Genomic DNA, 22,377 nt, shown 5'->3' on the forward strand with positions numbered 1-22,377 from the left:
ACAATTGCGCGCATGTCCCACTTTTAAGTTTGTTTATGATAAATCTATCGAAAATGGTTTTAAAATTGATGATATATTGAGGCAGATTAAAAATGAATGAAAATATATTGGAAAAAATAGGATATTACTTAAAAAATTACAATGATTTTCTCATTGTAGGGCATAAAGATCCGGATGGCGATGCAATAGGCTCAAGTTTGGCTCTTTACAAAGCCCTGACCGAATATGGCAAAAGAGCTATTGTAGCAAATACTTCAAAAATATCTGATTTATATTTTTTTCTTGATGATGTAAAGAATATTGTGCAACTGCAAAATAATGAAAAAGTTCAGGTTATCATTACAGTAGACAGTGCAGATTTTGAAAGAACAAACCTTGATAAAAAATACGTTAAAGACAAGATTTTGATAAATATAGATCATCACCCAACAAATACACAGTATGGCAATATTAACTACGTCGTACCACAGGCAGCTGCAGTGGGTTGCTTGATCTACGAAATTTTAAAGTTTAATAGTATCCCAATAAGCTTGAAAACGGCAGAGTACTTATATCTAAGCATATTAACAGACACAGGGTCTTTTAGATACTCATCAACCAGTTCGAATGCTTTTAGAATCGCTTCAGAACTTATAGACTTAGGTGTTAAGCCCTGGAAAATTGCATACAATATATACGAATCAAAAAAATTATCCACACTAAAATTAATGGGGCAGGCTATAAATACAATAACGCCTTATTATAACAATAAACTTATAATAATGTATATTACGCAAAAAATGTATGAAGATACAAAAACTACCGCAGATGATACAGAAGGTTTTGTTAATATTGCAAGAAGCGTAAAAGGTTGTGAGGTAGGAGCTCTATTAAGGGAAGATAAACCAAATTTTATAAAAGTGAGTTTACGTTCTAAAGATCAAGTAGATGTATCAAGTATTGCAGCATCTTTTGGCGGCGGTGGACATAAAAATGCCGCAGGTTTTGAACTTGAAGGCAGCATAGAAGATGTTAAAGAAAAACTTATCAAAGCTTTTTCTTTTTTAACATGAATGGAATTTTGCTTATTGATAAACCAAGCGGTATTACTTCATTTGATGTTGTTAAAAAAATAAAAAAAATTTTCAATGTTAAAGTTGGTCATAGCGGGACTTTAGATAAATTTGCATGTGGTTTAATGATAATTGGGATAGGAAAAGCTACAAGATTGTTATCTTTTTTTGAAAAAAGCTATAAAGTATATAAAGCAAAAATAACATTTGGCTTTGAGACAGATACGCTTGATATAACTGGAAATGTTGTTTATCAAAACAATAAAATACCAGATTTGGATGAAATATTAACAACCATATCACAAAATTTTATTGGTAAAATCGAACAAACTGTACCAATATATTCTAATGTCAAAGTATCTGGCAAAAGGCTATATAAGTATGCACGCTCAAACCAAAATGTTGTTTTGCCAAAAAAAACAGTTTATATATCTAATATTGATATTTTAAATTATACAAATGGTGTTTTAGATATAAAGATTACCTGCTCTAAAGGAACATATATTAGAGCACTTGCAAGAGATATTGCAAGGTCAATTAATACTTACGCAACTGTTACATATTTAGAAAGGCTCTATATTTTTCCATATAGTATTAGAGATGCTATAGTTCTGTCGTGTATAAACCAAAAACATATTATTCCTATTGAAGAAGTAAAAGATATTGCTAAATTATATACATTGGAGGTGTCTAATGGAATCGCAAATTAAAATAAAAGGTTGGTGCAAAGAATATCCAGGTGAACGTCCGCCAAGATTTTTAAGGGCTTTTTTACTTTTTTTTATTGGCATAGAAGAGTCCCACGGTTATGATTTAATTGAAAAATTAAAAAATATGGGCATACATTATGAAAATTACGAACTTGGTTATGTTTATAAAACTCTTCGCACAATGGAAAAAGAAGGACTTATTAAATCTAAATGGAATTTACAAGAAAAAGGCAATGCAAGGCGAATTTATGCTATTACAAAAGCGGGTAGGGATAATTTAGCCAAATGGGCTGAGATACTAACAAATCTCAGAGATAGTATAGATAGTTTTCTTGGTGAATATGAAAGAATATACAAAAAAAAAGAGTAAAAAAATTAATACTAAATGTACTTAGTTTCAGTAAAATCACTTAAACCCAATGATATTTTAGGAAAAGCTATTGTTAACGAAAAAGGCCAGGTTCTCCTAAATAAAGGTGTAAAATTAGATGAACATTACATTCATATACTAGACAAATACGGTTATCAATTTGTCTATGTTGAAGACGATGATACAAAAGATATTGTCATAGAAGAGGAAATTAGTGATGAGCTAAAAAATAAAGCAATAAAAACTATCAAAAAAGTTTTTGATGTAGTAACACCTACAAAAGATGACAATGTCGATGATTTTAAAGAGATTGTCAAAAAAATAGAAAAAGGTGAAATTAAAAAAAAGTTAGCCGATTCTCCATTTATTAAATCAATAGAATCTATAGCCTTTGATATTGTAAATTCTTTAGCTGATATAAAAGTTTTAAATGGTATGGCAAGTCTTAAAAAACAGGATAGCTTTACTTACCAGCACTGCCTTGATGTTACAATTCTTTCTGTTGCGCTTGCAAATAAGCTATTATATACAAAAAAGAAACTTATTGAGTTAGCAAAGGGTTGTTTATTGCATGATATAGGCAGGATTTTAATAAACAAAAGCCTTTATACTCAGCCCAGAAAACTTTTTCCTAAAGAGTATGAATTGATAAAAAAACATCCCCAGATAGGCTATTTAGTTTTAAAAGACATTACACAAGTTGGTATAATTGCTTCTCATATAGCATATCAGCATCATGAACAACAAGACGGTCTGGGTTATCCAAGGGGACTAAAAGGAAATAATTTATTGCCAACTCCAGATAAAACAGCAGAAAAAGGATATATTATGCCTTTAGCCGAAATTGTAAGCATAGCAAATATCTATGATGCTTTGGTATCGCCTAGAGCATATAGATCTGCTTATACTCCGGATCAGGCTTTTTTTATTATGAAAAGAATGGCAGGAACCCAGCTCAATATTGAAGCTTTTAGAGTTTTTTCCGACATTATTCCAATTTATCCAGTAGGTACAACCGTGTATATTTTAAATGGAAAGTATAAAAACTTTATAGGTGTCGTTTCTAAAGTAAATCAGGACAATTTAACTAGACCTACGGTTAGGCTATTATATAACGCCTCAAAAAGGAGAATAACTCCACTTGAAATAGACTTGGTAAAAAATCCGCTTATAAATATAGCCGGTATAATTATTTGAGTTCTTTTTCTGCTTTATAGATACCTATTCCTAAAATTATTATAATAATTATTGGTATTACTAATTTGATTGGCATTCCGAAAAATGTTTTGCCTAAATGATCTTTTATTAAAATCGATGTACCAAGTATAATAGAGCTAATTATTAAACTGATACCAATTTGCCTAGCTACAAGACGAATTGTATTTATAAGTTTATCAAGACCATTAATCTGAATTTCAACTTTTATTTGGCCGCTTTCTAAAACATCTTCTGCTTTTTTGAATAAAAAAGGAATCTTATTTGCTATTATTGCGTAAGTAGCATTGGGTTGTAAAATTTTTTTTAAAATCCTAAAAGGTGAGTAAAGTTTTCTTGCAAAACTTTCAAAATAAGGTTTTGCTATTTCTGTAAAGTTAAAATCCGGATAAAATTGTCTTCCAACTCCATCTGCTATTATGATTGCCCTTAAAAGCCTTAATGAGTTTTTGCTTATTATAATATTATATTTTTTTAAGATTCTGAATAAATCTCTCAAAACTTTTGATATATCGATTCTCTTTAATGGTAGAGAATGATATATGTCTATCAGTTCAACAATATCTGATTTAAGGTATGTATTGTTTAAAATGTTTGTATTTAATGTAAAATTTGAAACAGATATCAAAATTTTGTCAGCATCTTTTTGTATGAATCCAAGTATCATTTCTACCAAATTTAATTTATCATCTTCTGTAACTCTACCAACCATCCCATAATCTAAGTAACAGATTTTTCCATCATGCATAATAATAATATTACCTGGATGGGGATCTGCATGGAATAAACCAATGTCAAAAATCTGTGTCCAAAAAACCTTAGCTCCTTCTATAGCAAGTTTTTGAGTATCAAATCCTGCTTGTCTAATATTTTCTATATTTGTTGCCTTATAACCATCAATGAATTCCATGGTAAGTACATTACGTGAGGTGTATTCCCAAAATACCTTTGGTACATGAACATTCTTAAATTTGGCTAAATTTTCTTTGAATGTTTGCATATATTGAGCTTCGATTTCGTAATCGAGTTCTTTTTTGATTGTTTCTTCAAATTCTAATATAAGAGGCTTGATTTCAAAATTAAAGTACAATTTTAATTTTGAATTTAAATAATCCCCTATTTGTTTTAAAAGTTCTATATCAGATTGTATAATTTTTTCAATATTTGGCCTTTTTACCTTAATAGCAACAGTTTGGCCATCTATAAGAATTGCTTTGTGTACCTGACCAAGTGAAGCGCTTGCTTCTACATTTTCGTTAAAATATGAAAAAATCTCATTCAAAGGTTTTTTAAATTCTGTTTCTATAATTGCTTTAACTTTACTAAATTCAAAAGGCGTAACATCGTCTTGCAATTTTTTTAATTCTTCTACAAATTCATATGGTAAAATATTTTCTTGAGTAGATAGAAGCTGACCAAATTTAACAAAAGTAGGACCTAATTCTTCTAGTAATTTTCTAAATTGTTCTGGGGTTGTTGAAGGTTTAGTTTTTCGAAATTTTATGTTTTTTGTAACAAATCCAAAACCATATTTAGCAAGGATAAATGATATTTCACGAAATCGTTTTATGTTTCCAAAAGTTCTTCTTATTTCCATCTTTTGTATATGTTGTTTTCAATACCTGAAACATCCAATACTTTGCCAACAACAAAATTTACTAAATCATCTATCGTTTTGGGTTCACCATAAAAAGCAGGCGCGGGCACAACAATATTCACTCCAATTTGTGCCAATCTTAACATATTTTCAAGGTGTATTGGAGAAAATGGCATTTCTCTTGGACAAATTGTCAATGTGCGTCTTTCTTTTATTGCTATATCACATGCTCTTGTTATTAAATTATAAGAAAAACCACAGGTAATGCTTGATAGTGTTTTAACAGAACAAGGTATAATTATAGTTTTATCAACCAAAAAAGAACCACTGGCAATAGGAGAATAAAAATTATCGTTATCAAAGTACTCTATATTTAAAGATTTAAAAAAATCTATTAAATCAATACTTATTTCTTTTTTGGCAATACTAACTGCTTCTTTAGAAGCTACGGCATAAATTTTATATTTATTGGCATAATTTAAATATTCAAGCAATCTTTTTGCATATATAATACCACTTGCACCGCTTATGCCTACTACAATTTTCATTGAATTATTTCAACTTTTTTCAAACCAATTACCTTAGCATTGCCAATTCTTTTTGAATGAAACTCTATTTTTATTATATCACCTTTATAACCCATTTGCAAAGCTTTGGCGCTTGTTTGTATATCAATGCCGTCTTTATCATACACAGCACTTACAGTGTCGCCAATATTAACCAGCATCTGCCTTTGTGTATTATAAAAAGTAAAATAACTGCCTTGTTTTATGTTTCCAAGTGCTTTTGCGCCAATAATTGAATCTTTACTTGTAATTACATATGATGGCACATAATCTACCTTTTTGTATTCTATATCACCTTTAGATATTACCTGATAACTTCTTATATCCTGACTTGCTATAGGAACTAAAGAATCAATTTTTTTTAAATATTGTATAAAAAAATTTCTATAAACTTGATTATTAAGCATGACTGTCAATTGAATCCAGCTATATTCGCCATAATTTTTTATACCGCTAATACTTAAAGTATAATGATTGTAAGGCAAAGCTATTGGTAATTTTGTTTGTATAATTAAATCTTTTTCACCCATTAATCTATATATGGTATCAGCTGTGATTAAAAATGCCTTTCTCTTTACTATAGAATATTCTCCACATATACTATAATGCATATTATTACTATTTAATATGCTTTTTAAATAATTAGCATCGATTTTTGTGGTTTCATTCGGCATAGGAGCTAAAGAAACTGGCATTTTTTCTATATTTTTGGGATATTTTGAAGCTATATTGGATATGAAAACCCTGTCTGAGTTAACTTCTACATTTTTAATCAAATCAATATCACAAGAAAATGCATTGACATATGTAATAACAAATATAATTAATATTAAGCTACTGCTTGAGATTATTTGCAGTTTGCAACATCTGATCAGATGTTTGTATAACTTTTGCATTAGTCTCATATGCTCTTTGCGCTGCAATCATATCAACCATTTCTTGAACAACGCTGACATTTGACATTTCGAGATAACCTTGGTTAATAGTGCCAAGACCATTTATACCAGGTGTACCAAGCGTAGGTGTACCTGATGATACTGTTTGTTGAAATAGATTTTGACCAATAGCTTTAAGACCTGCTGGATTTGCAAAAAAAGCTAACTGAATTTGGCCAAGCTGCGTTGGCGTTGTTTGACCAGCTTCCAATACTGATATGGTACCATCATTACCAACACTTATTGAAGTTGTATCTTGCGGTATAGTTATTTCTGGCGATAAAGGATAACCGTCTGGTGTAACAATTCTCCCATTATTGTCTAATTTAAAATCACCAGCTCTTGTATATGCTATTGTACCATCTGGCATTGTTATTTGAAAAAAACCGCTGCCCTGTATAGCTAGATCAAGTGGATTTCCAGTTTCTTGAAGACTTCCTTGCATAAAATTTTTTGATACATCAGCAAGTTGAGTGCCTAAACCGATTTGTATACCGGTGGGCTCTACAGTATTTGATGTCGTATTTACACCTGCTTCTTTTTGTGTTTGATATATTAAATCTTCAAAGTCTGCCCTGGATCGTTTAAACCCTACTGTATTTACGTTTGCTAAATTGTTTGCTATCACATCTATATTGGTCTGCTGACCTTGCATGCCTGTGGCTGCTGTCCACAAAGCCCTAATCATTTTTTGCTTCCTCCTTTTTTATGTTAGATTGCCCATTTGAATAGTATTCGGTATCAATTGATTTGCAAATGTTGATATAACTTTTTGATAACTATCGTATGATCGCTGGTTTTGTATGAGCTCAACCATTTCTTTTACTATATTAACGTTTGATTGTTCTAAATAACCTTCTTTTAAAGTAAAGCTTGCTGTTAATTGTGGCTGCATATTGTTAACAGGCACAAAACAATTATCTCCAACTTTTCTCAAATTCGCATAATTATTAAAATCTCTTATTGCAATTGAATCTGTTTGAGTACCATTTTCTAACACGGCACCAGTTTGAGAAAAAGTAGTTTGGGGAGTTACTTTAATAAATTTTCCATTTTTAAAATAATTATCACCAAGAACTGGATAATTTGTACCTCTTTGAACTAATATCCCTTGATTATTTATGCCAAATTGACCATCCCTTGTATATTGTATACCGCCTGGTGTCAAAACGGCAAAAAAACCTTTGCCTTCAATGGCAAAATCCAGTTTATTTCCAGTTTTTTCCAGTGAACCTTGAGAAAAATTGATATAGTCTTTGTCCATATGAACAACTGAGTTTACCGTTTCATTTATAAAATTGGCAGCAAGTTTAGTATCTGGTGGTATTGGGAGATTTGCATTTGCATAACCATTAAATTCTGACCAGCTTTTTTGATTTATACCTTCACTTTTAAAACCGACTGTATTTGCATTTGCAATGTTGTTTGCAATATTGTTTACCCTTTGCGCTGCTATAATCATAGCGCTTGCTGATGTGTAAATACCACTTAGCACTTTAGCCTCCTTTAGCATTATATAGCAAAATCTGTTCTTAATTTAACAATTCATTATTTTTTACTGTTTGAGCTATATCTGGCAATAAAGTATGGTGATTATTTACAATATCTTGAGTTATCTCCCAAATAGCCACTCCACCCAAATTCATCTCAAAAGCATAACGAATCTTGGCATTAATGGATGAAGGATCATCAAAACTATAATAAATCTTATCCTTTTTATTTACAAGATACGGTGTTTTTGTCATAAAATCCCAGAAATATTGATAATCTTCATTTTTTAAAAGTGATAATATATTTCTATAAGTAGCAGCAAAAGATTGGTTAAATTCCTGACAAGGTTCATCAGAATTAAAAGCTCTACCATAAAATGGTATACCAAGTAACATGGATTTAGGCTTAACACCCCTTGCAAGCCAATATTCAATACTTTTTTGTATATCATGAGAGTTACAAAAACCTGATGTAAGCGGTGCATTGTATCCACTAATTCTACTCCACGAGCCTGAATAATCATAAGTCATAACAACAAAATAATTGACAATGTTTTTCAAAAAATCTATGTCAAAATATCTACCACTGTAATTGGCAAAAGGCAGATCTATACTTATTGTATAGTTATCACCAAGATTTTGTCTTAAAAACTCAACAAATTTATTTAAATTATATTCATCATTAATGTTCTTTGGAAACTCCCAATCAATATCAACACCATCATAATTATTTTTAACAACAAAATTTATTAATTGATAAGCAAACTTATAAAATAAATCCTTATTGCTTAAAACAGTGGAAAATGATTGTGAGGTATTGCCACCACCTACAGATAGCAAAACTTTAATATTTTTACTTTTGGCTATATTTATAATTTCTTTATTTTCGAAATTTTTAGGTACGAAAAGATTACCGTTTTTATCAGGCCAAACAAAAGCATGATAAAGTACATCAATATTGTTGGTAATTGCAATTTGCGGAGGAAATTTTGATTGTTCCCAGTAAGGATAAAAACCAGCTATTAAAAAAGTGGAAACTCTAGCTGGTTTTTGTTCTATTAATGGCTGCTGCTGTACATATGTAGAAATATTAGGTGTATAGCTGCAGCCAGCTAGCATAACTAACGCTATGATAAGCGTTAAAAATTTCATTTTTATTTGTTAATTTTTATGTTGTCCTGTTTTTTTAACTCTTCAATGTATTGATCCAGTGCTTGTTTCTTTTTCATATTTGTTAAATATTGAGCAATTTCGGGTTTTACTTTACTTAAAGGAAGAACCTGTCCTTTTGAGTCTTTTAATTTTGATTTATTTTGATTGTAAAAATCCGTTATTTCTTTATCAGACGGTGTAAAATTTTGATTGCCAAATTTCTTTTGCAAAAGCGCATTGATTAAAATATTGTCGGTTTGAGCTTTAATTTCTTGAGCAACCTGGGGATCTTTTTCCAGATTAAGTTTTTTTGCTTCGTCCAACAATACCCTTTCGCTGATAAGAGTATTAAGCACATTTTCTTTTACCTGTTCTTTGTTTTTATCATTAACCACACCAGCAGGCAGTGATTTCATAATATTATCCACAGCCGATTGCGTAATTTCGTACCCATTTACAGTGGCTAAAACTTTATCCTGAGTCTGAGCAAAAGCAGTAGCCGTTAAAAAAACCATCACCAGACACAAACTAGCCAAAAACTTCATACACACTCCTTAAATAAACAATTTTTTCTTTGCTTATTGTAAACTATAGCAAACGGTTTTGTCAACATCAAAATACCTTTAATTTTGTTATTGACAAAGTTTCAATATTGTATAATCTTGAAAGCAGGAGGGAATTATGGAAATTAAAATTGTAAAAATTGTTACAGGCGAAACGGTAATTGGTACAAAAGTTTCAGACTATCTAGAAGATGTTGCATTGATTCAGGTAATTCCATCTTCTGGAGGAATTCAACTGGCAATATTGCCTTACGGTTTTCCATTCGAAGAAAAAATCGGTGGTAAAATTCCATTGGATAAAATTGTATATGAATTCAAAGACGTCCCAGACGATATAAAAAATAAGTATTTAGAAGCAAAAAGTGATATAAAAATAAGCTCTACAATGCCTGGGTCTAGTTTGGATTTTAATCTAATAAAATAGTTTTTAGTCAATAATTATAATTGGCAAAAGCGTTCCTTTTTCTACATTACCAATATTTGTATCAAGCCATACCAGGCAATTAGCTTTTGCCATTGAAAAAAAGTTGCTTGTGTCCTGATTTTCAAGTGGTTCTACAAAAATGCCATCTTCGGTGTAAGCGTAAATTGCCCTGTTGAAATAATCTTTGCCAATTCTTGAATGCATAGGTTTTATTGTTTTAGCAAAATATATTTTGTTTTTATAGTTAGTGTAACCTGATAGTTTTTTTAAAGCTGGTTTTAAAAATAGCTGTGCATTTACAACCAACGATGATGGCCAGCCTGGCATCCCAAATATTAATTTATCTTTTAACTGTCCAAATATCAAAGGTTTTCCTGGCTTAACTGTCGTTTCGTCAAATTTTGTATCTATTTCTAACTCTTGAAAAACTTTTTTTGTAAAGTCTTTTGTGCCTTTTGACGAACCACCAGTACTGATTAGTATATCACAGCGCGATATGGCATAATTATAAATTTTAATTAAATCATCTGGGTCATCTTTTACATGACCAAAATAAATACATTCAGCGTTAAGTTTTTTTATAAAACCTTCAAGATAAAAATAATTCGTATTGTAAACTTTATCACTGTTTGAATTAAAACCTGGAAAAACAACTTCATCGCCTGTTGTGATTATCCCAACAATAGGTTTTTGATAAACTTCAATCAAAACTTCTCCAAGATAAGCAATTAAGGCTCTCTTTTGTTCATTTATAAGCTCGCCTTTTTTAAGTACAATCTCACCTTTTTTTATCTCAGAACCAGAAAAAACAAAATTTCTATATTGTTCAATGTTTTTTTTGATTTTTATGAAATCTCCATCTTTTTCAATAAGCTCAACTTCTACAACACAATCGAAGATTTCTGGTATTTCATTGCCTGTGTTTAATCTTAAAGCACAATTTTCATCTAAATTGGCATAGTCCGAAATTTCTTTTAGTGGCTTATCTTTGTTTTTATAGACTATAGCATAGCCATCCATTGCTGTTTTGTTTGATGAAGGATAATCTGATTTTGCAATTATATCGGTATAAATTACCCTACCTAATGATTCATTTAAATAAACCATATCAGATGGTTTAGGCTTGACGCATCCAAGTATAATTTCGAGTGCTTCTAAAACATTTTTTTTCATATTTATTTACCGAACGAACAAATAGGGTATGTGCAATAATCACAAAAGTTGCACAAACCCCCTTCACTGTAGAACTTTAATTCTTTTTTGTCAATTTTGTCTTTTGCAAGAAGCCTTGGTAAAAAAATATCAAGTGCACTTGCCTTATAGTATAGGCTACCGGCTGGTACCACGCACACAGTTGTATCGTTAAGGTAGCCAACACTTAAGTTATTTGCAGGCTGTATAGGGTTTGATTTAAACACAAACTTTACATTTGCTTTACCAAGTGCTATTTTTGTTACATCGTCTGGATCAACACTGCTTCCACCACAAACAAATAACAAATCAGCATAACTTAACTCTTGTGTGGCTTTTATAATAGAATTTATGTCATCGGGAACAATTTGATAATCACAAATTGAGTAGTTAAATTTTTTGAGTTTTGATTCTATATGGCTTTTAAATTTATCTTTTCTTAGACCATAGTAGATTTCATTTCCCGTAATTATTACATTTATTTTTTTTACAGTATATGGTATTACATTAAAAAGTGGGTTGCTTAAAATTTTTTTTGCTTTATCCAGTAAGTTTTTTTTCGCATAAAGCGGTATAATGCGAAACGCTGCAATCGTTTTGTTTGGTGTGCATGCAAAATTGTTGTGTATGCAAGGAAGAGATAAATCACTTAGAGCGTTTATTTTGAATAATTTATTTCTGTCAATTTTCAACAAACCATTAATTGAAGAATAAAAACTAATTTTACCTTCGCTTGGAGCTTTATCGTAAAAAACATTTTCTCCTGCAATATAAGGTGCGATTTCTAGTGCAAAATCATCTTCGTGTATATCGTCTTTTTCTGGTATTAGCTGATATATGTAATTTTTTCCAATAGATTTGAGAATTTCAATGTCGTTTTTTTCCACAATATGGCCTTTTTTAAATCGCGCACCCTTGAAACCTTCATCTTTGTTTATATATGTGATATCATGAGCTAGGGCTAAACCAACGCTTTTTTCAATAGGTACTTTTATTTTTTTCACAGGTTAAATTTTAAATAAAGCAATTTTTTTGTCAAGCGTTTTTTTTAAAATAATATAACGCTAACTTGACATTTTAAAAAAAATTGAGTACTATAGGTGATTTTGATGGAAATAGTTTATGCTAAGTGGTTGTTTGATGGTAAAAAGCTTAGAAAGCAAACAGCATGTGTACTTGAAAATAATATTGTAATAGACTTATTACCACTTAACACCGCAAAAAAACTCTATCCTCTATCACATTTAACAGACTATGGTGAAGGTGTATTATTTAGCGGTTTTGTTAATGCACATACACACCTGGAACTTTCAAATATAAAAATTGAGCCATATCTGGGATTTGTAAACTGGCTTAAAACAATGATAGAAAGCAAGAAACAAGATAATGAAAACCAATTACAAAATTCTATCAAAATAGCAGTTGACACTCAAATTGAAAATGGAGTTTGCGCCATTGCAGATATCAGCAATACTTTAAAAACTGCAGATTATCTTACTAAAATACCAAAATCTATTATTTTTTTTGAAAATTATTCACTAAAAAAAGATATAGCAAATGAAAAAATTACGTATATTGAAAATAATATTGAAAATATAAAACAAAAAAAATATGTAAAAATTTATGTTAGTGCACATTCTATTTATTCTACACACAAAGACTTACTAAAATATACATTGCTTAAAAACAATCCAAAGATTGGAAACGATTTGTTCAGTTTGCATTTTTTAGAAAGTGAATATGAAAATCTATTTGCCAATTCCTGTGGAGATTTATATGAAATGCTTCAACAAAAGGGTTTGATAGAAGACAAATTACATTATCCAAGTGCACTTGAATACATAAAAAGTTTAGGAGACATAAAAAAAGGTTTATTTGTTCATTGTGTATATATCAAACCTCATGAAATTGACTTTTTAAAATCTACCGGCTCAAGTATTGTAATATCGCCACGCAGTAATTATTATATAAGCAAAACACTTCCAAATTTAGAGTTACTAAAAAAGTCTGGCATAAATGTGGCGATTGGCACAGATTCTCTTGCTAGTAACTGGGATTTAAGTATTATCAATGAGTTGAAATTTTTATATAAATATTACAGCCAAATTGATCCTGCTTATTTTTTTGAATTAGCTACACTTGGGGGTTACAATGCACTAAATTTAAAAATTGGCTTTAAAAAGGGATTTTATGCTTACCCTTTCTTTATAAGAGCATCTACAAACAATGCGCTTGAAGAAATTTTGCAATAAATATAAAAATTTGTATTATGTTTAAGACTATAAAAAATGAGGTTAATGTATGCCAAAAGATGACTCTATTAAAAAAGTCCTTATTATAGGCTCAGGTCCAATAGTAATTGGTCAGGCATGTGAATTTGACTATTCAGGGACACAAAGTTGTAGAGCCTTGTTAAAAGAGAAAATTGAGGTAGTTTTAGTCAACTCAAACCCAGCTACAATAATGACAGACCCTCAGTTTGCAAACAAAACTTACATTGAGCCAATAAGCGTAGAATTTATAGAAAAAATCATAGCAAAGGAAAAGCCCACGCATTTATTGCCTACACTTGGTGGTCAAACAGCATTAAATGCAGCTGTAGGCTTATATGAAGCAGGTGTTCTTGAAAAACACAATGTAAAACTTATAGGTGCAAATGTAGAATCAATAAAAAAGGCTGAAGACAGGGAATTATTTAAAAAAGCAATGAACAAAATAGGTCTTAAAACGCCAAAATCAGCTGTAGTAAGAAACATTGAAGAAGCAAATCTTGCTGTAAACGAAATAGGGTTTCCAGTAATTGTAAGACCATCGTTTACATTGGGTGGTACCGGTGCAGGGATTGCCTACAATAAAGATGAATTTGAATCTGTTGTAAAATGGGGATTGGATCAAAGTCCTATCAAAGAAATACTAGTGGAACAATCCGTTATTGGCTGGAAAGAGTTTGAACTTGAAGTTATGCGAGACAAAGCGGATAATGTTGTTATCGTTTGCTCAATTGAAAACTTTGACCCAATGGGCGTGCACACAGGGGATTCTATTACAGTTGCGCCTGCGCAAACACTTACAGATAAAGAGTATCAGCTTTTAAGAGATGCAAGTATTGAAATAATAAGAGAAATAGGTGTGGAAACAGGTGGTTCCAATATACAGTTTTGTGTTAACCCTCAAAATGGCGAATTTTACGTAATAGAAATGAACCCAAGAGTTTCACGCTCAAGCGCACTGGCAAGCAAAGCCACAGGTTTTCCTATAGCAAAAATTGCTACGCTTTTAAGCATTGGCTATACTTTGGATGAAATACCCAACGATATAACCAAAAAAACACCCGCAAGTTTTGAGCCAACACTAGATTATGTTGTAACCAAAATACCGCGCTTCACATTTGAAAAATTTAACACAAAAGATGAAATTGGGATGCAGATGAAAAGTGTAGGCGAAGTTATGGCTATCGGGCGCACATTTAAAGAATCCTTACAAAAAGCCATAAGATCGCTTGAGTTAGATTACTATGGTTTTGAAGATCCCCAAGAAAATGACATTGTAAAAATTATCGATAAAATTGTTCATCCAAATAGTAAACGCTTATTTTACATTGCAAAAGCAATGCGAATGGGCATGTCTATAGATGAAATATACAAATATTCATTTATTGACAAATGGTTTTTGGCAAATATAAAACAAATACTTGATATGGAAAATGAAATAAAATTAAATGGCATAAATATTGAAAACATTAAAAAAATCAAACAATACGGCTTTTCGGATAAATATATTGCAAATCTTGTCAATAAAAAAGAAGAAGACGTTAGAACTTTAAGAAAAAATTTGAATATCAAAAATGTATATAAGATGGTTGATACATGTGCTGCTGAGTTTGAATCATATACTTCATACCTTTATTCAACATACGAAGATGAAAATGAATCTAAAAAATCCAACAAAAAAAAGGTTGTAATTTTAGGCAGTGGTCCAAATAGAATAGGTCAGGGCATAGAATTTGACTATACGTGTGTACATGCTAGTCTTACATTGAAAGAAGAAGGTTTTGAATCTATCATGATAAATTGTAACCCTGAGACTGTTTCAACCGATTATGATATTTCTGATAAACTTTATTTTGAACCTTTAACTTTTGAAGATGTTATGAATGTTATAGAAAACGAAGATCCAGAAGGTGTAATTTTACAGTTTGGGGGTCAAACACCACTTAAGCTTGCAAGCGAACTTCAAAAAAACAATGTTAAAATATTAGGTACAGACTCATCAAGCATAGATATAGCCGAAGATAGAGAATTATTTAAGCAGTTAATCAATAAATTAGGCTTAAAACAACCAACAAGTGCAACAGCAACAACAATACAGCAAGCAATTGAGATTGCAAATACTATTGGCTACCCAGTGCTTGTAAGACCGTCATATGTGCTTGGTGGAAGAGCAATGATGATAGTCTACGACCAATCTCATATGGAAAAATACTCACAAGAAGCCATAAAAGTATCGGGAGATCACCCTATATTGATAGATAAATTTTTAGAAGATGCAATTGAAATAGATGTTGATGCATTATCAGATGGGACTGATACGGTTATTTGTGGTATAATGGAACATATTGAAGCAGCAGGAGTACACTCTGGGGATTCTGCTTGTTCTTTGCCACCAAGAACCCTAAATAGACAAATGATAGATGAGCTAAAGCGCCAAACAAAAATCATATCCAAAGAACTAAAAATTGTTGGTTTTATAAATATACAGTTTGCAATTAAAGATAATATAATTTATATTCTTGAAGTTAATCCAAGAGCTTCAAGGACGATACCTTTTGTTAGTAAAGCAACAGGCGTTGCCTGGCCCAAAATTGCAACAAAAGTGCTTCTTGGTAAAACGCTAAAAGAGCTTAATGTTAAAGAAGTAGTTCCCAAATATTATGCTGTAAAAGAGGTTGTTTTACCTTTTGCTAAGTTTCCAGATGTTGATGTTGTATTGGGTCCAGAAATGAAGTCCACAGGCGAGGTTATGGGTATTGATAAAAATTTCTCACTGGCATATTACAAAGCTTTTTATGCAAGTGGTTCGGTTTTGCCTACAAAAGGCAATGTATTTTTGTCGCTTGCTGATAAAGATAAAGCTTATGTAAATGAAATTGCGCAAAAATTGGTTTCTTTAAACTTTAAAATATTTGCAACACAAAGAACTTACAATATGATAAAAAATCTTGATAATGTATATTATGTTAAAAAAGTCAGTGAGGGTAGACCCAATATTCTTGATTTAATCATTAATGATGAGATAGATTTTGTCATAAACACACCATCAGGTAAAGTATCATTCAGTGATTCGTTTCATATCAGGAGGTTGTCTTTGTTAAAAAATATACCTTATTGTACCACGGTTTGGGGAGCTTTGGCAAGCATCGAAGCCATAACAGCAAAGATCCAATCTCAAAATATAGATGTAAAAGCAATTCAAGATTATTATAAGGAGATAGACCATGAGCAATAAAGTATTTTTTACACCAGAAGGCTACAATAAGCTAATTGATGAATTAGAAAAACTACAAAAAATTGAAAGGCCTAAGATTATTAAAGAAATAGAAGAGGCACGTGCTAAAGGTGACTTAAGTGAAAATGCCGAGTATCATGCAGCAAAAGAAAAACAGGTTTTTATAGAAAAACGTATAACAGAAATTTCCAATAAAATAAATAAAGCCTGTATAATTGACCCAAATAGTGTTCCAAAAGACAAAATAAGTTTTGGATGCAAAGTAAAGCTTCTAAATACTGATACAGATGAGGAAGTTGAGTATATGATAGTAGGCGAAGATGAAGCTAATCCAAACGAAGGAAAAATTTCTGTAAACAGCCCAATAGCTTTGGCACTTTTAGGTAAAGAGATAGGAGATGTTGTGAGCGTAAAAGTACCAGCTGGTTTAAAAAATTTTGAAATAGAGGACATATCATAATTATGCAAGCACTAATATTAAGCAACGATAAAGTTGCAAATGATATATATTGTATAAAACTTCAAAAGCCGCATTGGTTTAATTACAAACCAGGCAAATTTTTAATGCTTAAAGTAAATAATTTAAATGAACCATTACTTCGAAGACCATTTAGCATAGCTGAAGCTGTAAATTCATCAATAGATATTTACTACAAAGTAGTTGGTCTTGGAACAAAGATTTTATCTGATTTAAAAAAGGGTGAATTTATCGATTTTACAGGACCTTTTGGCAATAGTTTTGAAATAAAACACAAACGCCTTGCTCTAGTAGGTGGTGGCATTGGTGTTGCACCACTTATTGGTTTGAAAAACTTTTTAGACGAGCAAAAAATTGAATCTGAGTGTTTTTTTGGATTTAATACTGTTAATGATTGCTTTGTAGACTTTGGTCATATTGCCACAATTGATGGCTCTTCTGGTATAAAAGGCACAGTTGTTGATATGCTGTCTCATTTAGATAATTCGTATCATGTTTATGCTTGTGGACCAAATGCTATGCTTAGTGCTTTATGCAAACTTGCAGATGAAAAAGGTTTTAGTATGGATATATCCCTAGAATCTAACATGGCATGTGGTTTTGGTGTTTGCCTGGGTTGTAGCGTAAATACAATAAAAGGGTACAAACAGGTTTGCAAAGATGGACCAATCTTTAATTATGCGGAGATAATATGGTAAACTTATCAGTAAAATTAAATAATTTAATATTTAAAAATCCAGTGATGAGTGCCTCTGGCACATTTGGTTACGGGATTGAGTACAATGGATTTTTTGATATAGGGCTTCTTGGTGGTGTTATTGTAAAAGGCTTAAGTCTAAACCCAAGGCAGGGCAACCCGCCACCAAGAATTATAGAAACTCCATGTGGTATGCTAAACTCTATTGGCTTACAAAATATAGGCTATAAAAAATTTATTAGCGATATTTTACCCCAATTTGACAATATTGATACAAACTTAATAGTGAATATTTATGGTGGTGAAATCGGAGAATTTGTGGAACTTGCAAGCAAACTAAATGATTATAAACAAATTGCTGCTTTGGAAGTAAATGTATCGTGCCCAAATGTCAAAGCAGGCGGTGCTACATTTGGAAAAGACCCAGAAGTTGTATTTGTCCTTGTATCAAGCATCAAAAAAGTTTGCGAAAAACCAATAATTGTCAAATTAACACCAAATGTTACAGATATTGCTCTAATTGCACAGGCGGCTCAATCTGCTAAAGCTGATGCGGTAAGTTTAATAAACACTATTACGGGTATGGTTATTGATACAAAAACCAAAAAACCTTTCCTTGGGAATAAATTTGGCGGATTAAGCGGACCAGCTATTTATCCAGTGGGGCTTAGAATGGTTTATGAAACCTATGAAAAAATAAATATACCAATAATTGGCGTTGGCGGTATAAATAGTCCTGATATTGCTATTCAATACTTTCTCGCTGGGGCATCTTTAATACAAATTGGCACAGCCAATTTTGTTGAACCAGATATTGCTTTAAAAATAATAAAAGGAATAAGGAGGTACTTAGAAAATGAAAAAATTGATGATGTTGGCAAGCTTGTTGGTCTTGCTCACAACTAGTGCTTTTGCATACACATTAAAAGACTTGGGTATTTCTCTTAAAAATTATCAGGTTTTGCCTTTTAAACAAATTGCAATAAATGCAATGACAAAACAAAAACTTGAAAGAAATGGTATTTTGACAATAAAAAAAGGGCAATATATGATTTTTACCTACAAAAATGAGACCGTAAAACTAAAAGATGCCAAAGTATATGATACTATAGACAATAGTACTAAAGTTTATCCACTAGAAGGTTTTAATCAAGTTTTATACAATCTTTTTTTGGGAAAAGAAAACATTAATTCAATCTTTGATATTAAAAAAACAAATAGTAACTTTTTGCTTACACCAAAACAAAAAACAAACATTGCTCGGGTAGATCTTTCTTTAGATAACCAAAAACTTAAAGAAATTAAAATTACAGATATTTATGGCAATATAATAATATTTAATTTTTAATGTTGCTTTTATGTTGCGAACACTACAACGAAGCAAAACCATTCATTGAATATTTCAAGGCTCAAAAACAGCGCAATTTATACCTAGCAAAAGGTATAGCAATTTATGTAAATTTCGGTAAAGGCGCATTGAGCCTTGCTTTTGAATTTACGAAGTTAAACGAAATATTAAAACCAGACTTAAGTATTTTATTTGGTACAGCAGGAAATATATCAGATTTAAAAATAGGTGATATAATAATAGCTAAAAAGATAAAATTATTTGATACAAATCTATCACCACTACTAAACCCTGTAGAATTAAATACTATTAATGGTTTTAAAAATGTTGATTGCATAAGTGTTTTTGGTAATTATGCACTAAATAAAGATTTAAGCAATTTTGGCGATTGTATTGATATGGAAGCTTATTTTTTTGCAAAAGCACTTAATCAATTAAACGCAAAGGGCTTTATTGTAAAACTTATAAGTGATAACAATGATATAATTAAGAAATTGATTACAATTGATTACACTAGGGTTTTAAATGTAATAAATACTTTTAAAACAATAACGGATAACAACCTAACAGAAATTTTTTTTAAAACACGCACTACTGATTTAAATGTGCTTTTTGGTTTAAAAAAACTTTTTGAAAAAAAACATTACACATTTACAATGCGTCAAAATATATATAAAAAAATTGTTGTTAATACTTCAAAAATCACAAAAACACCATTTAAACTTAAATGCAGCTTTAGTGAGCTGCCTGTTGAAAAAAAATACATAAAAATTTCCGATTATGTTGGTATTTTTCACAATCTAAAAGACAAATGTGCAGTAATTTTTGCAAATAAGAAAGGAGAATTTCTAAGGAAAACTCCAGATCATTACACACCGCAAGGTACCTATGGATACTCAATTCTACAGTCCTATAATTGCATATATGATTGTTCATATTGTTTTTTAAAAGGTTATTTTAAATCATTTAATCCAGTTATTTTTAAAAATATACAGGATTACTTTGTAGAAATTAAAAAAACACTGAAAAAAGATAAACTAAGACCAATGTATTTTTACTTTGGAACATTTTCCGATCCTATAGCTTTAAGTATCTTTGATAAAAGTTATATTAAATTTGCCGAGTTTTTTGAAAATCTCGATGCAATATTAGAAATCAGGACAAAATCAGCCAATATTAAAGAATTATTACAACACAAACCTTTTAAAAATACAATAATTGCTTTTTCGCTTGCACCTCAAAATGCTATAGAAAAATTCGAATACTTTACTCCAAACCTGACAAGAAGAATTGAAGCGTTAAAATTGTTAGACAACGCCGGTTTTAATATTGGCATTCGTTTTGATCCTTTTTTTTGTGAATTTTTAAATCAATATGAAAGTTTTGTGAGTTTCTTAAAGCAATTAAAACATTTGCACTCAATTGAAATTGGTTTTTTGAGATTTTCAAAAAACGAGTACAAAATTTTTTTAGATAAAAACCCGGCAATTCTTTCAGGCATGATCTTAAAAAACAATATGTATTTATCAAATAAAATAGAAAATATAAAATACGCAATACAAAATATATTTAGTGATTTTAAAGATAAAATTTACTATAATATGTGTTAACTTAAATTAAGTAAATCTAGGTTTTATCTTTAATACTTGACATCCTTTATTGATTATTATATAAATTAAAAAATTACCTTGGAGGTTTAATAATGAAAGAAGAAGATCTCAACGCACAATTGGCAGAATTAGTTAGATTAAATCCGCAAATTGAAGGTTCAGCATTGGTAAGTTCAGATGGTTTAATGATAAGTTCACAGTTGCCGTCTAATTTTGATGAAGACAGAGTTGCTGCAATGTCAGCTGCACTGCTAACATTAGGTGAGCGTGCAGTAGATGAATTAGAAAAAGGTGTACCTGAGCAGGTTACCGTTAAAGGCGATAAAGGTTATATAATATTGACATCAGCTGGCAGCGAAGCAGTTTTAATTGTGCTTGCAAAACCAGGTGTAAAATTGGGTTTGCTTTATTTGGACATTAAAAACACATCAAAAAAACTAAAAGAATTAATGTCATAAAGGAGTAGTTCGTGAGTGAAGAAGAGAAAAAAGAACGACTTGAAAAATTGACTGGTGCTCATGTTTTTTGGGCATCTTTGGTTGGATCTTCTTATGATTTGGGTATAATGAATCAAGCAATAATAGTACCTGCAATGAAAGCAACTGCACAAAGGTTAGTATTGCATCAAATGTATAAAAATCTGTTACCAAAATTTAATCCACAAGATAGTCTGGATGTTAACATCAAAAAAGCTCTCGACGCTCTAAACGAATACCTCCTATTTGCAAATCATTACAATGTATCTTTTTCTGAAGAAAATTCAAAAAAAACAGTAACTATAAACATTAGAAAAGACTCATGCATGTTTTGTCCAGTTGGTGTGGGTGGCGGTCCAGTTGATACCAGCGTGTGTCCATACCCTCCGCTGTTTTCTACATATTTTGATGTTTTAGCTAAAAATACACTTTCATTTTTAACACCAAAAATGAAAAAAGAAGAAAAAGGCTACATGAAAAAAGAGCCTCAAGATTGTATTATGAGCTTTATCTTCGAAGAAGATGATGCTTTTAAATCAATTTATGAAATTTTAAAATCATCTGTAGAAAAAATACAAACTACAATAGAAAATGCACTAAAGGATGGTGTAATATCCGAAGAAGAACTCTGGGATAGAAATTATATACCTGTAGAAAACACAAACCCTCAAAAATACAAAACAAAATTTACTGATTTCATGAAAAAATACATTCAACCAATTGAAGATGAAGTACTAAATTTAAACAAAAAATTTGTTTTTGTAGTGTTGGTTGATGAAAATGGTTATTTGCCTGCGCACAATTCAATTTACGATCAACCACTAACAGGCGATTATCAAAAAGACCTTGCAGGAAACCGATCAATGCGCATCTTTAATGACCCAACAGGTCTTGCTGCTGCAAGAAATACAGATCCTATTTTATTTCAAATATATCCAAGAGACCTTGGCAAAATTATGTATGACATCTCCATGCCTGTAATGATCAATGGAAAACAT

The 22,377-nt window shown here is 30.8% G+C and carries 22 protein-coding genes and 1 pseudogene; 14 read left to right on the forward strand and 9 right to left on the reverse strand.

Going from position 1 to position 22,377, the window contains the following annotated elements; genetic code table 11:
* The first annotated feature begins 92 nt into the window (after positions 1 to 92).
* Genes Q0C22_RS01195 through Q0C22_RS01210 form a run of 4 tightly spaced genes read left to right on the forward strand, consistent with a single transcriptional unit; the run spans position 93 to position 3,329 of the window.
* Positions 93 to 1,052: a bifunctional oligoribonuclease/PAP phosphatase NrnA gene (locus tag Q0C22_RS01195; protein WP_291490265.1), complete on the forward strand. Its 960-nt coding sequence runs from the start codon at positions 93 to 95 to the stop codon at positions 1,050 to 1,052.
* Positions 1,049 to 1,762 carry a tRNA pseudouridine(55) synthase TruB gene (gene truB, locus Q0C22_RS01200; protein WP_291490266.1) on the forward strand — a complete coding sequence of 238 codons (714 nt, stop codon included), beginning with the start codon at positions 1,049 to 1,051 and terminating at the stop codon, positions 1,760 to 1,762. The genes Q0C22_RS01195 and truB overlap by 4 nt, the downstream gene beginning before the upstream one ends.
* Positions 1,746 to 2,132 carry a PadR family transcriptional regulator gene (locus tag Q0C22_RS01205; RefSeq protein WP_291490267.1) on the forward strand — a complete coding sequence of 129 codons (387 nt, stop codon included), beginning with the start codon at positions 1,746 to 1,748 and terminating at the stop codon, positions 2,130 to 2,132. Before truB ends, Q0C22_RS01205 begins: the two co-directional genes overlap by 17 nt.
* A 15-nt stretch (positions 2,133 to 2,147) precedes the next feature.
* On the forward strand, positions 2,148 to 3,329 hold the full coding sequence (locus Q0C22_RS01210) for an HD-GYP domain-containing protein (RefSeq protein WP_291490268.1): 1,182 nt from the start codon (positions 2,148 to 2,150) through the stop codon (positions 3,327 to 3,329).
* Here Q0C22_RS01210 and Q0C22_RS01215 read toward each other — a convergent pair.
* From Q0C22_RS01215 to Q0C22_RS01245, 7 genes are read right to left on the reverse strand one after another with little or no spacing between them, the layout of a single operon-like run.
* Positions 3,322 to 4,944 (reverse strand): AarF/UbiB family protein, encoded by a 1,623-nt coding sequence (locus tag Q0C22_RS01215; protein ID WP_291490269.1) that lies wholly within the window; start codon positions 4,942 to 4,944, stop codon positions 3,322 to 3,324. The two genes, Q0C22_RS01210 and Q0C22_RS01215, sit on opposite strands and share 8 nt — an antisense overlap.
* Complete coding sequence (locus Q0C22_RS01220) at positions 4,935 to 5,492, reverse strand: UbiX family flavin prenyltransferase (protein ID WP_291490270.1); 558 nt, start codon at positions 5,490 to 5,492, stop codon at positions 4,935 to 4,937. Before Q0C22_RS01220 ends, Q0C22_RS01215 begins: the two co-directional genes overlap by 10 nt.
* On the reverse strand, positions 5,489 to 6,406 hold the full coding sequence (flgA, locus tag Q0C22_RS01225) for a flagellar basal body P-ring formation chaperone FlgA (protein ID WP_291490271.1): 918 nt from the start codon (positions 6,404 to 6,406) through the stop codon (positions 5,489 to 5,491). The genes Q0C22_RS01220 and flgA overlap by 4 nt, the downstream gene beginning before the upstream one ends.
* Positions 6,345 to 7,133 carry a flagellar basal-body rod protein FlgG gene (gene flgG / locus Q0C22_RS01230; protein WP_291490272.1) on the reverse strand — a complete coding sequence of 263 codons (789 nt, stop codon included), beginning with the start codon at positions 7,131 to 7,133 and terminating at the stop codon, positions 6,345 to 6,347. Before flgG ends, flgA begins: the two co-directional genes overlap by 62 nt.
* Before the next feature lie 18 nt (positions 7,134 to 7,151).
* Positions 7,152 to 7,940, reverse strand: a complete 789-nt coding sequence (locus Q0C22_RS01235; RefSeq protein WP_291490273.1) for a flagellar hook-basal body protein — start codon at positions 7,938 to 7,940, stop codon at positions 7,152 to 7,154.
* A 37-nt stretch (positions 7,941 to 7,977) separates the two neighbouring features.
* Positions 7,978 to 9,087 carry a glycoside hydrolase family 18 protein gene (locus tag Q0C22_RS01240; protein ID WP_291490274.1) on the reverse strand — a complete coding sequence of 370 codons (1,110 nt, stop codon included), beginning with the start codon at positions 9,085 to 9,087 and terminating at the stop codon, positions 7,978 to 7,980.
* A gap of 2 nt (positions 9,088 to 9,089) precedes the next feature.
* Positions 9,090 to 9,632, reverse strand: a complete 543-nt coding sequence (locus Q0C22_RS01245; protein ID WP_291490275.1) for a SurA N-terminal domain-containing protein — start codon at positions 9,630 to 9,632, stop codon at positions 9,090 to 9,092.
* 136 nt (positions 9,633 to 9,768) lie between these two features.
* Here Q0C22_RS01245 and Q0C22_RS01250 point away from each other — a divergent pair, with 136 nt between their 5' ends.
* Complete coding sequence (locus Q0C22_RS01250; protein WP_291490276.1) at positions 9,769 to 10,074, forward strand: hypothetical protein; 306 nt, start codon at positions 9,769 to 9,771, stop codon at positions 10,072 to 10,074.
* Positions 10,075 to 10,077: 3 nt separating this feature from the next.
* Here the strand turns inward: Q0C22_RS01250 and Q0C22_RS01255 are convergent, their stop codons facing one another.
* Both Q0C22_RS01255 and Q0C22_RS01260 read right to left on the reverse strand, forming a co-directional pair.
* Positions 10,078 to 11,247: a molybdopterin molybdotransferase MoeA gene (locus tag Q0C22_RS01255; RefSeq protein ID WP_291490277.1), complete on the reverse strand. Its 1,170-nt coding sequence runs from the start codon at positions 11,245 to 11,247 to the stop codon at positions 10,078 to 10,080.
* Positions 11,248 to 11,249: 2 nt separating this feature from the next.
* Complete coding sequence (locus Q0C22_RS01260; RefSeq protein WP_291490278.1) at positions 11,250 to 12,269, reverse strand: molybdopterin-binding protein; 1,020 nt, start codon at positions 12,267 to 12,269, stop codon at positions 11,250 to 11,252.
* Between the two features lie 105 nt (positions 12,270 to 12,374).
* Between Q0C22_RS01260 and Q0C22_RS01265 the strand changes: the two genes are divergently transcribed.
* From Q0C22_RS01265 to Q0C22_RS01305, 9 genes and pseudogenes are all read left to right on the forward strand, one after another.
* Entirely contained in the window at positions 12,375 to 13,517 is a 1,143-nt protein-coding gene (locus Q0C22_RS01265) for an amidohydrolase family protein (protein ID WP_291490279.1), read from the forward strand.
* 49 nt (positions 13,518 to 13,566) lie between these two features.
* Positions 13,567 to 16,770 (forward strand): carbamoyl-phosphate synthase large subunit, encoded by a 3,204-nt coding sequence (gene carB / locus Q0C22_RS01270; RefSeq protein ID WP_291490280.1) that lies wholly within the window; start codon positions 13,567 to 13,569, stop codon positions 16,768 to 16,770.
* On the forward strand, positions 16,760 to 17,230 hold the full coding sequence (gene greA, locus Q0C22_RS01275) for a transcription elongation factor GreA (RefSeq protein ID WP_291490281.1): 471 nt from the start codon (positions 16,760 to 16,762) through the stop codon (positions 17,228 to 17,230). Before carB ends, greA begins: the two co-directional genes overlap by 11 nt.
* A gap of 2 nt (positions 17,231 to 17,232) precedes the next feature.
* Entirely contained in the window at positions 17,233 to 17,946 is a 714-nt protein-coding gene (locus Q0C22_RS01280; protein WP_291490282.1) for a dihydroorotate dehydrogenase electron transfer subunit, read from the forward strand.
* A complete protein-coding gene (locus Q0C22_RS01285) occupies positions 17,940 to 18,851 on the forward strand; it encodes a dihydroorotate dehydrogenase (protein ID WP_291490283.1) in 912 nt (303 codons plus the stop codon). Before Q0C22_RS01280 ends, Q0C22_RS01285 begins: the two co-directional genes overlap by 7 nt.
* Positions 18,802 to 19,293, forward strand: coding sequence for an outer-membrane lipoprotein carrier protein LolA (locus tag Q0C22_RS01290; RefSeq protein ID WP_291490284.1), 492 nt, complete (start codon positions 18,802 to 18,804; stop codon positions 19,291 to 19,293). Before Q0C22_RS01285 ends, Q0C22_RS01290 begins: the two co-directional genes overlap by 50 nt.
* Positions 19,293 to 20,903 carry a spore photoproduct lyase family protein gene (locus Q0C22_RS01295; protein WP_291490285.1) on the forward strand — a complete coding sequence of 537 codons (1,611 nt, stop codon included), beginning with the start codon at positions 19,293 to 19,295 and terminating at the stop codon, positions 20,901 to 20,903. Before Q0C22_RS01290 ends, Q0C22_RS01295 begins: the two co-directional genes overlap by 1 nt.
* A 92-nt stretch (positions 20,904 to 20,995) precedes the next feature.
* Positions 20,996 to 21,361 carry a roadblock/LC7 domain-containing protein gene (locus tag Q0C22_RS01300; protein WP_291490286.1) on the forward strand — a complete coding sequence of 122 codons (366 nt, stop codon included), beginning with the start codon at positions 20,996 to 20,998 and terminating at the stop codon, positions 21,359 to 21,361.
* 11 nt (positions 21,362 to 21,372) lie between these two features.
* A pseudogene (locus Q0C22_RS01305) lies at positions 21,373 to 22,377 on the forward strand (hypothetical protein); the annotation flags it as partial.

This window comes from Desulfurella sp. (assembly GCF_023256235.1).
GTDB lineage: Bacteria > Campylobacterota_A > Desulfurellia > Desulfurellales > Desulfurellaceae > Desulfurella.

Excerpts from the sequence above, each read along its gene's own strand:
- truB (WP_291490266.1), top strand. The coding sequence starts at position 1,049 with ATGAATGGAATTTTGCTTATTGATAAACCAAGCGGTATTACTTCATTT.
- Q0C22_RS01240 (WP_291490274.1), bottom strand. The coding sequence starts at position 9,087 with ATGAAATTTTTAACGCTTATCATAGCGTTAGTTATGCTAGCTGGCTGC.
- greA (WP_291490281.1), top strand. The coding sequence starts at position 16,760 with ATGAGCAATAAAGTATTTTTTACACCAGAAGGCTACAATAAGCTAATT.
- Q0C22_RS01215 (WP_291490269.1), bottom strand. The coding sequence starts at position 4,944 with ATGGAAATAAGAAGAACTTTTGGAAACATAAAACGATTTCGTGAAATA.
- Q0C22_RS01265 (WP_291490279.1), top strand. The coding sequence starts at position 12,375 with ATGGAAATAGTTTATGCTAAGTGGTTGTTTGATGGTAAAAAGCTTAGA.
- flgG (WP_291490272.1), bottom strand. The coding sequence starts at position 7,133 with ATGATTAGGGCTTTGTGGACAGCAGCCACAGGCATGCAAGGTCAGCAG.
- Q0C22_RS01285 (WP_291490283.1), top strand. The coding sequence starts at position 17,940 with ATGGTAAACTTATCAGTAAAATTAAATAATTTAATATTTAAAAATCCA.
- Q0C22_RS01245 (WP_291490275.1), bottom strand. The coding sequence starts at position 9,632 with ATGAAGTTTTTGGCTAGTTTGTGTCTGGTGATGGTTTTTTTAACGGCT.
- carB (WP_291490280.1), top strand. The coding sequence starts at position 13,567 with ATGCCAAAAGATGACTCTATTAAAAAAGTCCTTATTATAGGCTCAGGT.
- Q0C22_RS01210 (WP_291490268.1), top strand. The coding sequence starts at position 2,148 with ATGTACTTAGTTTCAGTAAAATCACTTAAACCCAATGATATTTTAGGA.
- Q0C22_RS01295 (WP_291490285.1), top strand. The coding sequence starts at position 19,293 with ATGTTGCTTTTATGTTGCGAACACTACAACGAAGCAAAACCATTCATT.
- Q0C22_RS01280 (WP_291490282.1), top strand. The coding sequence starts at position 17,233 with ATGCAAGCACTAATATTAAGCAACGATAAAGTTGCAAATGATATATAT.
- Q0C22_RS01220 (WP_291490270.1), bottom strand. The coding sequence starts at position 5,492 with ATGAAAATTGTAGTAGGCATAAGCGGTGCAAGTGGTATTATATATGCA.
- flgA (WP_291490271.1), bottom strand. The coding sequence starts at position 6,406 with ATGCAAAAGTTATACAAACATCTGATCAGATGTTGCAAACTGCAAATA.
- Q0C22_RS01250 (WP_291490276.1), top strand. The coding sequence starts at position 9,769 with ATGGAAATTAAAATTGTAAAAATTGTTACAGGCGAAACGGTAATTGGT.
- Q0C22_RS01300 (WP_291490286.1), top strand. The coding sequence starts at position 20,996 with ATGAAAGAAGAAGATCTCAACGCACAATTGGCAGAATTAGTTAGATTA.
- Q0C22_RS01195 (WP_291490265.1), top strand. The coding sequence starts at position 93 with ATGAATGAAAATATATTGGAAAAAATAGGATATTACTTAAAAAATTAC.
- Q0C22_RS01255 (WP_291490277.1), bottom strand. The coding sequence starts at position 11,247 with ATGAAAAAAAATGTTTTAGAAGCACTCGAAATTATACTTGGATGCGTC.
- Q0C22_RS01290 (WP_291490284.1), top strand. The coding sequence starts at position 18,802 with ATGAAAAAATTGATGATGTTGGCAAGCTTGTTGGTCTTGCTCACAACT.
- Q0C22_RS01205 (WP_291490267.1), top strand. The coding sequence starts at position 1,746 with ATGGAATCGCAAATTAAAATAAAAGGTTGGTGCAAAGAATATCCAGGT.